This is a genomic window from Kitasatospora viridis (assembly GCF_007829815.1).
Lineage (GTDB): Bacteria > Actinomycetota > Actinomycetes > Streptomycetales > Streptomycetaceae > Kitasatospora > Kitasatospora viridis.
In genome coordinates, this window is sequence record NZ_VIWT01000001.1 from 2,358,420 (window position 1) to 2,372,083 (window position 13,664).

Consider the following 13,664-nt stretch of genomic DNA (forward strand, 5'->3'; position numbering starts at 1 on the left):
CGGCGGGAGGCCTGGTCCGTACGGCGCAGTCCGGTCAGCCCCGGACGGCGGGCACCGGCTGCTCGGCGGGGGTGCGGGTGAGCCGGGAGTGGCGGATGCCGTAGCCGAAGTAGCCCGCGGCGGCGATCAGCATCGCGACGCCGAAGAAGGCGAAGGTCAGCGCGTGCAGGCCCTTGATCAGGTAGGCGCAGAAGGCGACGCTGAGCAGCGGGGTGACCGGGTAGCCGGGCACCTTGAAGCCGCGCTCCAGTGCGGGGTTGGTGCGCCGCAGCACCATCACCCCGATGCTGACCACCGAGAACGCCACCAGGGTGCCCATCGAGGTCAGGTCGGTCAGCACGTCCAGCGGCACCACGGCGGCGAGCAGGGCCACGCCCGCGCCGACCACCAGGGTGTTCCAGACCGGGGTGCCGGTGCGCGGCGAGACGGCGGCGAACCGGGCCGGCAGCAGCCCGTCCCGGCCCATCGAGTAGAGGATCCGGGTCTGGCCGTAGACCACGACCAGGGTGACGCTGAAGATCGACACGATCGCGCCGAGCGCGAACACCAGGGCCGGCCAGGTCTGTCCGGTCAGGTCCTGCAGGATCTGCGCCAGCCCGGCCTCCTGCCCGTCGAACCTGCCCCACGGCTGGGCGCCGACGGCGGCCAGCGCCACCGCCACGTACAGCAGGGTGACCACGACCAGCGAGATCACGATCGCCAGCGGCAGGTTCCGGCGCGGGTTGCGGACCTCCTCGCCGGCGGTGGAGACGGCGTCCAGGCCGATGAAGGAGAAGAAGATGCTGGAGGCCGCGACGCCGACGCCGGACCAGCCGAACGGCATGAAGTCGTGCAGGTTGCCGGAGTGGTAGCCGGTCAGGCCGACCGCCACGAAGAGCACCAGCACCACGATCTTGATACCGACCATGGCCGCGTTGACCCGGGCGGACTCGCTGACCCCGCGCACCAGCAGCAGCACCACCAGCGCGACCAGCACCACGGCCGGCAGGTTGACGTAGCCGCCGTGGCCGGGCGGGGCGGCCAGCCAGTCCGGCACCCGGAAGCCGAAGGCCAGCTCGAAGAACTTGTTCAGGTACTGCCCCCAGCTGACCGCGATGGCCGAGGCGGAGACCCCGTACTCCAGCAGCAGGCAGACCCCGACGCCGAAGGCGGTGGCCTCGCCGAGGGTGGCGTAGGCGTACGAGTAGGAGGAGCCGGACACCGGGATGGCCGAGGCCAGCTCGGCGTAGCAGAGCGCGGTCAGGCCGGCGGTGACGGCGGCCAGCAGGAAGGAGACCACCACGGCCGGGCCGGCCTCCGGCACGGCGGCGCTGAGCACGAAGAAGATGCCGGTGCCGACGGTGGCGCCGATGCCGATCGCGGAGAGCTGCCAGAGCCCGATCGATCGGCGCAGCTGCCCGCCGTCGGTGCGGCTGCCGTCGCTCTCCGCGATCAGCGTGGCGACGGGCTTCCGCCGCAGCAGGGCCTGGCCGAGGGTGGGGGTGGTGCTCACGGGGTGCCGCTTCCTGATGGTTTATAAGGCTTACCGCATAAATATACCTTTCAGGAGGAGCTGCCCAGGACCGCCTGCATCACCGAGCGGGCGATCGGCGCGGCCAGGGCCCCGCCCGTCACGTCGGTCGCCGAGCTGTCCGCGATCACCACGGCCACCGCGACCGGCGGCACGTTCGAGGAACCGCTCGGCTTCGCCCAGGAGATGAACCAGGCGTACGGCACCCCGCTGTTGTCCACCCCGTGCTGCGCGGTGCCGGTCTTCCCGCCGACCGTGGCGCCGGGGATCCGGGCGTTGGTGCCGGTGCCGTTGCTCACCACGTCGGCCATCAGCTGCTGCACCTGGCCGGCCACCGCCGGGCTGATCGCCTGCTTGTAGACCTGCGGCCGCATCAGCTGCACCGTCGAGCCGTCGGACTTCGCCAACTTGTCCACAAGCTGGGGATACATCACCGTGCCGTTGTTCGCGACGCCCGCCGCGACCATCGCCATCACCAGCGGGGTGGCGGCGGTGTCGAACTGGCCGATCGAGGAGAGCGCCACCTGGGACTGGTTCATCGAGGTGTCGAAGTTGCTCCGGGCGGCCCGCACCGGGGTGTCCAGCCGGGCGTCGTTGAACCCGAAGGCCTGCGCGGTCGACACCATCTTGTCCAGGCCGACCTGGGTGCCGAGGTAGCCGAGCACGCTGTTGCAGGACAGCGTCATGGCGGTGTCGAGGTCCATGTTCGGGGTGTCGCAGGCGCTGGTGTCGTTGACCAGCGCGGTGGTGGTGCCCGGCAGCACGAACGGGAAGGGCGCGCTGGTCGGCGCGTTGATGTCGCTGACCACGCCGTTCGCCAGGGCGGCCGCCGCGGTGACCACCTTGAAGGTCGAGCCCGGCGGGTAGGTCTGCCGCAGCGCCCGGTTGAGCATCGGCTGGTCGCTGTCGTCCTGCAGCTTGGTCCAGGCCTGCTGGTCGGCGGTGGACGAGCCGGCGAAGCTGCCCGGGTCGTAGGACGGGGTGCTGGCCAGCGCCAGGATCCGCCCGGTGGCCGGTTCGATCGCGGCCACCGCGCCCTTCTGGCTGCCCAGGCCCTGCATCGCGGCCTGCTGGGCGGCCGGGTCGATGGTGGTGAACACCTGCCCGCCCGGGTTCTGCTTGCGGGTGATCGCGCTCCACACCGCCCAGCCGGCCAGCCGGTTGTCGGTGCCGCTGAGCAGCGCGTCCTCGGTGCCCTCCAGCTGGGTGTTGCCGTAGATCTGCGAGGAGAAGCCGGTCACCGCCGCGTACAGCGGGCCGTCCGGGTAGCTGCGCTTGTAGTCGTAGCGCCCGCCGGTGGCGGTCGAGCCGGTCACCGGCTTGCCGGCCACCAGGATGTCGCCGCGCGGCTGGTCGTAGCGCTCGATCGCCTTGCGCTGGTTGGCCGGGTTGTCGTCGTAGCCCTTGGCCTGGAAGAACTGCACCCGGGTGGCCTGGGCCGCCAGCAGCACGGAGAGCAGCAGGCAGAAGGTGCCGGCCCGGCGGCCGGTGATGTTGATGCCCGGACGACGCTGCTGGTCGGGGTGCCGGCCCGGAGTTCGGTTGTTCACGGCTGCTCCTCCCGGGGCCGGCGGGCCAGGTCACTCATCCGCACCAGCAGCGCCACGATGATCCAGTTGGTCACCACCGAGGAGCCGCCCTGGGCGATGAACGGCAGGGTGGCGCCGGTCAGCGGGATCAGCGCCAGCACCCCGCCGGCCACCACGAACACCTGCAGGCCGACCACGGTGGCCAGGCCGATCGCCAGCAGCCGCCCGAACGGGTCGCTGAGCGCGATCCCGGTGCGGTAACCCCGGCCGACCAGCAGGGCGTAGAGCAGGAAGAGCGCCAGCAGGCCGGTCAGCCCCAGCTCCTCGCCGATGGTGGCGAGCACGAAGTCGGACTTGGCGGCGAAGCCGATCAGGATCGAGTGCCCCTTGCCCAGCCCCTCGCCGAGCAGCCCGCCCCAGGCGAAGGCGAACAGCGACTGGGCGATCTGGTTGGCGCCCTGGCCGGCCTGGATCGAGGCCAGCGGGTGCAGCCACTGCTCCACCCGGGAGTGCACGTGCGGCGAGAGCCAGCCGACCACGGTGACGCCGGCGCCGGCCAGCACCAGGCCGATCGCGATCCAGCCGATCCGGGCGGTGGCCACGTAGAGCATCACCACGAAGATGCCGAAGTAGAGCAGCGACATCCCCAGGTCGGTCTCCAGCACCAGCACCCCGACGAACGCCGCCCAGACCAGCAGCACCGGCCCGAGCACCCGGCCGGGCGGCAGCCGGAACTTCCAGATCTGGCGCCCCGTCAGGGCCAGCGCGTCGCCGTGCGCGGCGAGGTAGGCGGCGAAGAAGACCACCAGCAGCACCTTGGCGAACTCACCGGGCTGGATCGAGAACGAGCCCACGGTGATCCAGATCCGCGAGCCGTAGACCGCCGGGAAGAAGATCGGCACGATCAGCAGCACCAGCGCCACCAGCACCCCGCTGTACGCGTACCGGCTGAGCCACCGGTGGTCCCGCAGCAGCACGGTGACCGCGATGAAGAGCCCCACCCCGAGGGTGGACCAGAGCAGTTGGGTCGGCGCCGCCGAGCTGTGCGGGGTGGCCCGGTCCAGCCGGTAGATGACGACCAGTCCGGTCCCGTTGAGCAGCACCGCGATCGGCAGCAGCAGCGGATCGGCGTACTTGGCCTTCCAGCGCACCAGGAAGTGGGCGAGCAGCGCGAGCCCGCACAGCGCCCCGCCGTAGCGGGCCGCGTCGGCGGGCGCCCGGCCGTCGATGTTGACGCCGACCTCCACGTACCCGAAGACCGCGATCGCGACCGCGCACAGCACCAGCGCGAGTTCCGTGGTGCGACCGGTGCGCGGCCGCCGGGCGGCCGGCTCGGACCGGTCGGCCGCGGCTGCGGATGCGGCTGGGGTGGCCATGCGGGGGCTCCGGCGGTGGGTGGGGTGGCGTCAGGCGGGCTGCCGGGCCGACGTCAGGCGGGTTTCTGAGCTGGCGTCAGGCGGGTTGCTGGGCCTTGGCCATCTCCTTGAGGTGCTCCTCCGCCTCGTGCGAGAGCGAGGTCTGGATGATCTGGCCGCCGAACTTCGCCAGCGCCGGCACCACCTTGTCGGCGGTGGCCTTGCGGACCAGCAGGAAGACGGCGGCCGCGCCCGGGCGCAGGTGCTCGCCGACCCGGCGCATGAAGTCGTCGTCCACGCCGATGTCGGTGGAGGCGCCGACCGCCGCGCCGGTGGCGCCGCCGACGGCCGCGCCGATCAGCGGCATGAAGAAGAGCAGGCCGATCACCCCGCCCCAGAGCGCGCCGGAGGCGGCGGCCATGCCGGTGGTGCTGGTGGCCTGGTGCAGCTTGATCCGGCCGTCCTCGCGGCGCTCCACCACGACGATGTCCTCCAGCTCGATGAGCTGCTGCTTCTGCAGGGCGAGGGCTTCGTTGCGGACTTGCTGGGCGGTGGCGAGGTCCGGGTAGGCGATCGCGAAGAGGTTGCTCACGGGTGGGGTCCTTCCGACTCGACTGGTCAGCTCGAAGGCATCTCGAAGGCATGCAGTCGCCACCGTAGTGAGTATTTAACCTATTTATCCATCACCTGTGACGGTGTGTCCGGTTTTGGACCCGGCGCCCTGTCAGTCGCAGACGGCCTGCGGCCAGCGGCCGTCCAGCAGCCGGTCGAGCATCCCGTGCAGCAGTTCCCGCTCGCCGGGCTCCAGCCGGGCGAAGAACGCCTGCTCGGTCGCGGTCGCCACCTCCTCGACGGCGGCCCGCGCCTCCCGGCCCCGGTCGGTCAGCCGCAGGATGTAGCGGCGGCGGTCGGCGGGGTTGCGCTGCCGCTCCACCTGGCCGGCCTTCTCCAGCTCGTCGATCAGCGCCACCACCGTGGTGGGGTCCAGGTTGAGCACCTGGCTCAGGTCCTGCTGGGAGAGCTCGGCCTGGCCGGCCAGCGCGGAGAGCACCATGAAGGTGCGCAGGCTGGAACCGGCCGCCTGGAAGGCCCGCTCGGCCTCCTCCTGGACCAGCAGCCCGGCCTTGAACAGCAGCACACCGGTGCGTTCGGCAAGCAGGAAGTCGGCGCGCAGCGACATCGGAGCCCTCTCTTCGTCGGGATCCTCCATTATCGGCGATCCCGGCCTTCCCGGACCCGGTTGGCCGCCCGGTCTCCCGGCCCGGGCGGCCGACGGTGCGTCAGGTGCGCTCCCCCGGCCCGCCGGGTGCGCCCGCTCGCGGTGCGTCAGGCGTGTTCGGCGCCGGCCAGCGCGCTCTCGTGCAGGTCGCGCCGGCGGACCAGCAGGAAGCCGCAGAGCGCGGCCACCGCGGCCACCGCCCCGCCGATCGTCATCACCTCGGTCAGCCCGTGCACGAAGGCCGTCCGGGCCGCCGCCCGGACCGGGCCGGCCAGCGCGGCGGGCACCGAGTGCGAGAGCTGCTCGCCGGCCCCGGCGGCCACCGTGCGCCCGGCCGCCCGGGCTCCGCCGCCCAGCGCGCTGCCCGCCGGGGAGGCCGCGAAGCCGTCGGTCACCCGCTGCTGGAAGAGCGCGCCGAACCCGGCGATCCCGATCGCGATCCCGACCTGCTGGAAGGTCTCGCCGATGCCGGCCGCCATGCCCGCCTTGGCCGGCTCGGCCACGCCGATCGCCAGTGCGGCCCGCGGCGGGTTGAACATGCCCATCCCGAGTCCGGTGGCCGCCATGCTCGGCAGCAGCGCCGTCCAGCCGCTGCCCGGGTGCACCAGGGTGACCAGGAAGAGGCCGGCCGCCATCAGCGCGGTGGCGGTGCCGACCAGCAGCCGCGGCGCCACCCTGACGGTCAGTGAGCCGGTGACCGCGGCGGCCACGAAGAGCAGCAGGGTCAGCGGCAGGAACCGCAGGCCGGTGGCGAGCGGGGAGTAGCCGAGCTCGTTCTGCATGTAGGAGACCTGGAGGAAGATCGCCGACATGCCGGCCGCGTTGGCCAGCAGGGTGGCGGCCGAGATGCCGTTGAAGGTCAGGTTGCGGAACAGCCCGAGGTCGAGCATCGCGGCCTCGCCGAGCCGGCGCTCGATCAGCCAGAACGCGGCCAGCAGCACCGCCGAGCCGGCGAACATCCCGATGATCGCCGGGCTGCCCCAGCCGAGCGCCTCGCCTCGCAGGAAGCCCAGCACCAGCAGGGTGAGCGCGCCGGAGAAGGCGAGCAGGCCGGCCCAGTCCACCCGGTGCGCGGCGGGGTCGCGGGACTCGCCGATCCGCAGCGCCCCGAGCACCATCGCCAGCACCCCGATCGGCACGTTGACCAGGAAGATCCAGCGCCAGCCGATCCCGTCGGTGAGCGCGCCGCCGATCAGCGGGCCGAAGGCGATGGCCAGCCCGGAGACGCCGCCGAAGACGCCGAACGCCAGTCCGCGGTCCTTGCCCCGGAACTCCTGCCCGATCAGCGCCGGGCCGACCGCGAAGAGCACCGCGGCGCCCGCGCCCTGCACCCCGCGCGCGATGTTCAGTCCGGCGATCCCGCCGGCCGCGCCGCAGGCGAGCGAGGCGGCGGTGAAGATCGCAAAGCCGGCCAGGTAGACCCGCTTGCGGCCGAGCCGGTCGGCCAGCGAGCCGCCGGTGAGCAGGAAGGCGGCGAGGGTCAGCGCGTAGGCGTCGAGCACCCACTGCAGGGCGGAGAAGTCGGCGTGCAGCGCGGTCCGCAGGTCGGGCAGCGCGACGTTCACCACCGTCAGGTCGAGCATCAGCATGAACGTCGCGATGGACACGATGCCGAGCGTCCACCAGCGGCCGGAGCCACCGGGCGGGTCGGGTGCGGTGCCCCGGGCGGGCGGGGTGTCGAGCTGTGGAGCGGTGGACATGGCGAACCCCCAGGCCGTGATGAAGACAAACCATCGAAATCTCGATGATTAAAAACGCTAGTAATCTGGAGATCGACTGTCAAGCGATCGATGGTCGACAGAACGACGAGGAGGGCCGCCCGATGCGGGCGACCCTCCTGTGCGCACGACTGTGCGTGCAGTTCACGCGTATACGACTGGCTGCTACTCGGTGCGGCGCCCCGCCAGCCAGGCCGAACCGGCCGCCACCGCGCCGGCCAGCACCAGCGCGCCCAGCAGCGCCACCACCGGCTGCTCCACCCGGGCCACCCGGGACCCGGTGACCAGCGCCCGCACCGCCGCGTTGGCCGGCGAACCGGACGCCACCAGCACCGGCACCGAGAGCCCGAGCACGCCCAGCAGCCCCCACCCGGGCCGCAGCAGCACCGGCCGGTGGCAGAGCGCGCCGATCGCCAGCCCGGTGAGCACGCAGGCCAGCGCGCCGAGCAGGCCGGCCAGCAGCACCGGCGCCACGGGCACCGGGGGCTTCGGGTTCGGCACGCCGGTGGTCGGGCCGCTCAGCCACCAGATCGCGCCCGTGCCGAGCACCGCCAGCACGGTGCCGGCCAGCAGCGCCGCCAGCAGCGAGGCCAGCTGCACCCGGGCCGCACCCCGGGCGGCCACCAGGACGGCGCGGGCCTGCGGAGGATCGGCGGTCAGCGTGCAGCGCACGTACCAGGCCGTCACCGGCACCAGCAGCGCCGCGCCCAGCCCCAGGCCGTCCAGCAGCGGGCTGCCCTGCTGGACGAGGATCGCCACCAGCGCGGCGTAGCCGAGGAACGGCGGCAGCCAGCGCTGCGAGCGCAGCAGCAGCTCCAGTTGGTACCGGGTCAGCGCGGTCACGCGTCCTCACCCCTGACCTCGACGATGTGGGCGTCGGCGGCGAGCAGCCGACGCAGCAGCGCGTCCGAGTGCTCGGCGGCCACCCGGAGCAGCACGGTGCCGTCGGGGGCGGGCTCGGCGCGCTTCGGGTCGCCGGGCAGACGGTCCGGCAACTCGGGCGCGGCGACCCGGATCCGCACCGGCGGGCGGTCGGGGTCGACCGGGGCCGCCGGCTGAGCGGGCGTCAGCGCGCCGTCCTGGACCCGGTAGGCGGCGGTGGTCAGCCCGGCTAGGCGGTGGAGATCGTGGTCCACGAAGAGCACGGTGCCGCCCGCCGCCGCGCGGTCGGCGGCGGCCTGGTCGAGCAGCGCCCGGGAGTCCTGGTCGAGCCCGGTCCAGGCCTCGTCCAGCAGCAGCACGTCCGCCTCGGCGAGCAGCGCCTGGGCCACCGCGACCTTCTGGCAGGTGCCCTTGGAGAGCCGGCTGAGCGGGGTGCCGGCCCGGTCGGCGATTCCGAACCGGTCCAGCCACTCGTCCGCCCGGGCGGCGGCGGTGCGCGCGTCCAGCCCGTGGATCCGGCCGAGCCGGCGCAGGTAGTCGCCGGCGTCGAAGGGCAGCGCGGGCGGGAACCGCTCGGGCACGTAGGCCCGCCGCCCGGTCAGCTCGATCCGGCCCCGGCTCGGCGGCTCGATCCCGCCGACCAGCTTGAGCAGGGTGGACTTGCCGCTCCCGTTGGCCCCCTCGATCCGCACCAGCGCCCCGGCGGGCACGTCCAGGTCGGCTCCGCGCAGCACCCAGGGCGCGCCGCGCCGGTACTGCTTGCCGACACCGGCCAGTTTCAAACCGCCCACGCCGAACCCCCGTTCGGAAAATCGGTCGCCAACAACCGATCCAGCCCCCAAACTGCCCCGGTGAGCAATCCCAGTAATCGTACGGTGACCGTCCTGCTGACCCACGGAGAGCGGGAGTTGGGGGTGGTCGGGCCGTTCCCGGTTGACCGGCCCCGGTGGCACGACGTGGCGCCGGTCAACGAGCACCTGGCCGAACTGCTCGGCGTCCCAACCGTGGTGCTGCGGCTGCTGGACGTGCGCGGCGGCGGGGGCGGGCTCGGTGGCGAGGCGGTCTACCACGCGCTGGCGCTGGCCGAGCCGGTCGCGCCCGCGCTGCGGCCCTTCACGCCCGAGGAGTCGGCGATGCTGGCCCCGCACCCGCTGCGGGCCGACTACGCCACCGCGGCCGGGGTGCGGGCGGCGCTGGACTGGGCGGAGCGCGAACTGGCCGCCGCCGGGCGGCCGGTGACCGGGCCGGTGGCGCAGGTGAAGACCTGGAACCTGGCCGGGCTGTTCCGGCTGCCCACCGCCGACAGCGCGGTCTGGCTGAAGACCGGGCGGCGGTTCGCGGTCGACGAGGCCGCGGTGATCGCCCTGTTCGGCGGGGTCGACCCGTCGCTCGTCCCGCCGGTGCTGGCCGCCGATCCGGCGCGCCGACTGCTGCTGCTCGACCACGTGCCCGGCGAGGACTGCTGGGGCCCGTCCGCCGAGGTGGTGGCGGACGTGGTGCCGCGGCTGGTCCGGGCCCAGGCCGCGCTGGCCGCCAGCTACCCGGGCGGGGCGCCCGCCGGGGTGCCGGACCGCTCCCCCGCCGTGCTGGCCGCAGCCGTCAAGGTGCTGCTGGAAGGCCCGGCGGCCGCCGAACTGACGGCGCAGGAGCTGGCCCAGGCCCACCTGATGGCCGATCAACTGCCGGAGCTGGTGCGGGAGCTGGCGGAGTGCGGGCTGCCGGACGTGGTGCTGCACGGGGACTTCCACCCCGGCAACTGGCGCTCGGCCGGCACGGAGGCGGTGCTGGTGGACTTCGCCGACGCCTGCTACGGGCACCCGGCGCTGGACGGACTGCGGCCGCGCGACTTCTGCTCGGCCGAGCGCTGGGCGCAGGCGGCCGAGGCCTGGTGCGAGGCCTGGCGCACCGTCGCCCCGGGCAGCGACCCGGAGCGGGCCCTGCGGCTGGCCGCGCCGCTCACCCACCTCGGCTACGCGGTCCGCTACCAGGAGTTCCTGGACTCCATCGAGCCCTCCGAGTACCGCTACCACGCGGGCGACCCGGCGGCCGAGATCCGCTCCGCCCTGGCGGCCTTCGCGGCCCGCTGAGCCCGCTGAGCCCACTGGGCAGCCCGGGGCGACGCACCCCGCGACACGCGACGGTCGGCGGGGTGCGTCCGGTCGGCACGGCGACCGCGCAGGATGAAACGGCACAATCCGGACAGAGGAGACCCCGGTGCCGTCCATCCTGCTCCCGTCGCCCGCCCCGCTCACCCTCACCGTCGACGCCTCCGGCCTGGTCGCCGAGATCGAGGCCTACCTCGCCGCGCTGCCCCGGCCGGCGGCCCAACCCGTTCCGTACGTCTGCCCGCCCCACATCTCCCCGCTGGGCAGCGTCCGGCAGGCCTGGTTCGCCGGGCACCCGGTGCCGCACCGCACGCTGCTGGACCGGATCGCCCACCGCCCGGCCCGGCCGGTCCGGGTCAGCGCCGCCGAGCACCTGGAGCTGACCTCCCGTTACCTGACCGGCGCCGGCTGGCTGCAGGGCGCGATGTGGGACGCGGCGGGCCGGGTCTGCCTGCTCGGCGCCCAGGCCGCGGTGCTGGCGCACGGCTACGGCGTCCCGGCGACGGTGCGCACCGCGCGGGTCCAGGTGATGGAGGTGCTGCACGCCACCGGACGCCCCGTCCACTCGCCGGACGAGTACAACGACCGCCCCACCACCCGTCAGGCCGACGTGCACCGCCTGCTGGAGCAGGCCGCCCTGCGCGCCCGCCGGCTCGGACTCTGACGCGGGCACCGACGTGCCGCCCGACGTGGTCCTGACGTGGTCCTGACGTGGCCTCAGCCCTGTTGCACAGCCGTGACAGCCGCCCGACCTGACGGCGACGTCGGCTCGCCATGCTTGTCACGTCACCACACGTCACGTTCCTTCCGGGGGGAATTCCCATGGCCGTTCGTCGCCGCCGCGGCACCACTGCGTCCCTCGCCCTGACCGCCGCACTGGGCGTCGGCGCGGCCCTGCTGCTCTCGGCCTGCGGCCCGGACGAGGTCCCGGCCGCCGGCTCGACGACGGCCTCCCCGGCCGCCTCGGCGCCCGCCGCCGGCAAGCCGACCGGCACCGCCAAGCCCGCACCGGCCCCGACCGGCAAGGGCTCCGCCGCACCGACCGCCGCACCGCTCCCGGCGCACGGCACCGGGGTGCCGCACCTGACGGTCAGCAACGGCACCGAGCTGGTCGCACTGGCCGACTCGACGGTGGACTTCCACACCGCGGTCCGCGACCTCTCCTGGTCCCCGGACGGCACCCGCGCCGTCTTCATCGACGGCAAGGGCGACCTGGTGACCAGCAAGCCGGACGGCACCGACCAGCAGGTCCGGGCCACCAACCCCGGCGGCCAGACCTGGTCGCACCCGACCTGGGAGTCGGCCAAGCCCTCCCAGGCGGCCGACGTCAACCACGAGTACCTCACCTTCACCGTCGACGCGGGCGGCAGCACCCAGCTCTACGAGGTGCCGACCACCGGCGCGCCCGCCGCGCCCACGCCGCTGCCGATCGGCGACTCCGAGCCGGACTCCCCCAAGCTGCCGACCACCGGCAACACCTGGGCGAACGCGGCCGGCACCCAGGGCTCCATGACCTACGCCAACACCGCCGACGGCAAGGTCTACGTCCGCGACGACTACCTGCGGCTGAACACCTACTCGGTGGGCGCCGGCTCCGAGCCCGCGGTCTCGCCGCAGGGCGGCGAGGTGGTCTTCGTCCGCTCGGTCGGCGGCCACGACCACCTCTTCCTGGACAAGTTCGACCAGCAGACGCCGCAGATCCAGGACCTCACCCCGAACGCCACCACCGACTACACCGAGCCCGCCTGGTCCCCGGACGGCAAGGAGCTGGCCGTCCGCACCCCGGACGGCGTGGTCTCGCTGCCCGCGGACGGCTCGCTCCAGCCGCACCCGGTCGCCACCCACCCGATCGGCCTCCCGGCCTACCGGGCCTGAATCTCGGCCTCCAGCCGCGCCAGGTGGGCCGAGGCCTCCTGGTGCGGCAGGTACTCCACCAGGTCGATGAAGCGGAACAGCACCTGCTGCTCCGTCACGGCGTACTCGTAGTCCGCGAAGCCCACCACCGCGCCGGTGCCGCCGCGCGCGGCGCCGCGGACCAGATGGCCCGTCAGCTCGTCGGCCGGCTGCCCGCTGCTCACCGAGCGGCGGGCGTTCGGCCGGGCCAGGTAGGGGCAGACCATCGCCGCGTACAGCATGCAGGCCCGGTGCCCCGGCCCCTCCCCGGTGGGCGCCATGTTCCGGTAGGGCGCGCCCGCCTCCAGCGCCGCCGCGATCGCCGCGCTCTCGCCCGCCCCGACCACCCGCCAGACCGGCCCGCGCGGCATCAACTCCCCGCAGACCGAGCACTCCCGCTGCACCGCACACCGCGCGGTCCGCCCGTGGTCGGTCAGCGCGAACCTCGGCTCGCCGTCCTCCCAGGGCGTGATCGCGGGCACCGGGTACCCCCGCCCGTCCCGCGGCCGCCCGGCCACCCCCGCCGGCATCGGCACCGCGTCGAATCGCATGGGCACAGAGCTACTTGAACCTGACACCGGCGTCAACTCCTACGGTGTGCGTACCACGAACGAACGGGACGCACGGAGGAGGACGGCAATGGGTGAGCTGACCGGCAAGGTGGCGCTGGTGACGGGTGGCAGCCGTGGGATCGGGGCGGCGGTGGCGAAGCGGCTGGCCGGGGCGGGTGCGGCGGTGGCCCTGACGTACGTGAGCGCGGCCGGGCAGGCGGAGGCGGTGGCGAAGGAGATCGAGGCGGCAGGCGGCCGGGCCCTGGTGGTCCGGGCCGATCTGACCGAGCCGGGCGCCGCGGCCGAGGCGGTGGAGACGACGGTCCGCGAACTGGGCGGGCTGGACATCCTGGTGAACAACGCCGGCTTCCTCACCTACGGTCCGCTGGACGGGATCACCGCCGAGGAGCTGGACCGGGTGCTCGCGGTGGACGTCCGCTCGGTGCTGCTGGCCGCGCAGGCCGCCGCCCGGCACATGACCGCAGGGGGCAGGATCATCAGCATCGGCTCGTGCTTCAACGGCCGGGTGCCCGGCGCGAACTTCGTCCTCCAGGCCACCGCCAAGTCGGCCCTGGTCGGGCTGACCAAGGGCCTGGCCCGCGAGCTCGGTCCGCGCGGGATCACCGCGACCATCGTGGACCCGGGCCCGATCGACACCGACATGAACCCGGCCGACGGCGAGAGCGCCGAGTTCCAGCGCTCGCTCACCGCCCTGGGCGAGTTCGGCACCGCGGAGGACATCGCCGCCGCCGTCGAGTACCTGGCCGGCCCGGCCGGCCGGTACGTCACCGGCACCAGCATCGCGGTGGACGGCGGCTACACCGTCTGACGGAGGCGGACTCACCCGTCCGCCCTTCATCGATTCAGCACCAGACGCACCGTCAGACTGCTTGCATACGCCC

The 13,664-nt window shown here is 73.8% G+C and carries 13 protein-coding genes; 4 read left to right on the top strand and 9 right to left on the bottom strand.

The annotated features are described in order from the left end of the window. Nucleotides 1-34 precede the first annotated feature (34 nt). The 8 genes from FHX73_RS10360 to FHX73_RS10395 all read right to left on the bottom strand — a co-directional run bounded on the left by FHX73_RS10360 (nucleotide 35) and on the right by FHX73_RS10395 (nucleotide 9,004). On the bottom strand, nucleotides 35-1,492 hold the full coding sequence (locus FHX73_RS10360) for an APC family permease (protein ID WP_145904729.1): 1,458 nt from the start codon (nucleotides 1,490-1,492) through the stop codon (nucleotides 35-37). A 50-nt stretch (nucleotides 1,493-1,542) separates the two neighbouring features. Beyond that, nucleotides 1,543-3,009, bottom strand: a complete 1,467-nt coding sequence (locus FHX73_RS10365) for a penicillin-binding transpeptidase domain-containing protein (RefSeq protein WP_145908190.1) — start codon at nucleotides 3,007-3,009, stop codon at nucleotides 1,543-1,545. A gap of 47 nt (nucleotides 3,010-3,056) precedes the next feature. Then, nucleotides 3,057-4,415, bottom strand: coding sequence for an FtsW/RodA/SpoVE family cell cycle protein (locus FHX73_RS10370; RefSeq protein WP_145904730.1), 1,359 nt, complete (start codon nucleotides 4,413-4,415; stop codon nucleotides 3,057-3,059). A 76-nt stretch (nucleotides 4,416-4,491) separates the two neighbouring features. Next, nucleotides 4,492-4,986 carry a DUF1269 domain-containing protein gene (locus FHX73_RS10375; RefSeq protein WP_145904731.1) on the bottom strand — a complete coding sequence of 165 codons (495 nt, stop codon included), beginning with the start codon at nucleotides 4,984-4,986 and terminating at the stop codon, nucleotides 4,492-4,494. 132 nt (nucleotides 4,987-5,118) lie between these two features. Then, a complete protein-coding gene (locus FHX73_RS10380) occupies nucleotides 5,119-5,574 on the bottom strand; it encodes a MarR family winged helix-turn-helix transcriptional regulator (RefSeq protein WP_246213450.1) in 456 nt (151 codons plus the stop codon). 146 nt (nucleotides 5,575-5,720) lie between these two features. Next, nucleotides 5,721-7,313 carry an MFS transporter gene (locus FHX73_RS10385; protein WP_246213451.1) on the bottom strand — a complete coding sequence of 531 codons (1,593 nt, stop codon included), beginning with the start codon at nucleotides 7,311-7,313 and terminating at the stop codon, nucleotides 5,721-5,723. A 183-nt stretch (nucleotides 7,314-7,496) separates the two neighbouring features. After that, entirely contained in the window at nucleotides 7,497-8,174 is a 678-nt protein-coding gene (locus FHX73_RS10390; RefSeq protein WP_145904733.1) for an ABC transporter, read from the bottom strand. Continuing rightward, entirely contained in the window at nucleotides 8,171-9,004 is an 834-nt protein-coding gene (locus FHX73_RS10395) for an ABC transporter ATP-binding protein (RefSeq protein WP_342795293.1), read from the bottom strand. The genes FHX73_RS10390 and FHX73_RS10395 overlap by 4 nt, the downstream gene beginning before the upstream one ends. Before the next feature lie 60 nt (nucleotides 9,005-9,064). Between FHX73_RS10395 and FHX73_RS10400 the strand changes: the two genes are divergently transcribed. The 3 genes from FHX73_RS10400 to FHX73_RS10410 all read left to right on the top strand — a co-directional run bounded on the left by FHX73_RS10400 (nucleotide 9,065) and on the right by FHX73_RS10410 (nucleotide 12,193). Then, on the top strand, nucleotides 9,065-10,300 hold the full coding sequence (locus FHX73_RS10400; RefSeq protein ID WP_211786168.1) for an aminoglycoside phosphotransferase family protein: 1,236 nt from the start codon (nucleotides 9,065-9,067) through the stop codon (nucleotides 10,298-10,300). Nucleotides 10,301-10,427: 127 nt separating this feature from the next. Continuing rightward, on the top strand, nucleotides 10,428-10,982 hold the full coding sequence (locus tag FHX73_RS10405) for a DUF6197 family protein (RefSeq protein WP_145904734.1): 555 nt from the start codon (nucleotides 10,428-10,430) through the stop codon (nucleotides 10,980-10,982). Nucleotides 10,983-11,140: 158 nt separating this feature from the next. Continuing rightward, nucleotides 11,141-12,193, top strand: a complete 1,053-nt coding sequence (locus FHX73_RS10410) for a TolB-like translocation protein (protein ID WP_145904735.1) — start codon at nucleotides 11,141-11,143, stop codon at nucleotides 12,191-12,193. Here the strand turns inward: FHX73_RS10410 and FHX73_RS10415 are convergent. Then, nucleotides 12,181-12,762 carry a hypothetical protein gene (locus tag FHX73_RS10415; protein ID WP_145904736.1) on the bottom strand — a complete coding sequence of 194 codons (582 nt, stop codon included), beginning with the start codon at nucleotides 12,760-12,762 and terminating at the stop codon, nucleotides 12,181-12,183. The genes FHX73_RS10410 and FHX73_RS10415 overlap by 13 nt on opposite strands. An 88-nt stretch (nucleotides 12,763-12,850) precedes the next feature. Between FHX73_RS10415 and FHX73_RS10420 the strand changes: the two genes are divergently transcribed. Next, on the top strand, nucleotides 12,851-13,591 hold the full coding sequence (locus tag FHX73_RS10420) for an SDR family NAD(P)-dependent oxidoreductase (protein ID WP_145904737.1): 741 nt from the start codon (nucleotides 12,851-12,853) through the stop codon (nucleotides 13,589-13,591). Nucleotides 13,592-13,664 lie beyond the last annotated feature (73 nt).

Coding starts and splice junctions, on each gene's coding strand:
- FHX73_RS10370 (WP_145904730.1), bottom strand. CDS start 4,415: ATGGCCACCCCAGCCGCATCCGCAGCCGCGGCCGACCGGTCCGAGCCG.
- FHX73_RS10380 (WP_246213450.1), bottom strand. CDS start 5,574: ATGTCGCTGCGCGCCGACTTCCTGCTTGCCGAACGCACCGGTGTGCTG.
- FHX73_RS10385 (WP_246213451.1), bottom strand. CDS start 7,313: ATGTCCACCGCTCCACAGCTCGACACCCCGCCCGCCCGGGGCACCGCA.
- FHX73_RS10410 (WP_145904735.1), top strand. CDS start 11,141: ATGGCCGTTCGTCGCCGCCGCGGCACCACTGCGTCCCTCGCCCTGACC.
- FHX73_RS10415 (WP_145904736.1), bottom strand. CDS start 12,762: ATGCGATTCGACGCGGTGCCGATGCCGGCGGGGGTGGCCGGGCGGCCG.
- FHX73_RS10420 (WP_145904737.1), top strand. CDS start 12,851: ATGGGTGAGCTGACCGGCAAGGTGGCGCTGGTGACGGGTGGCAGCCGT.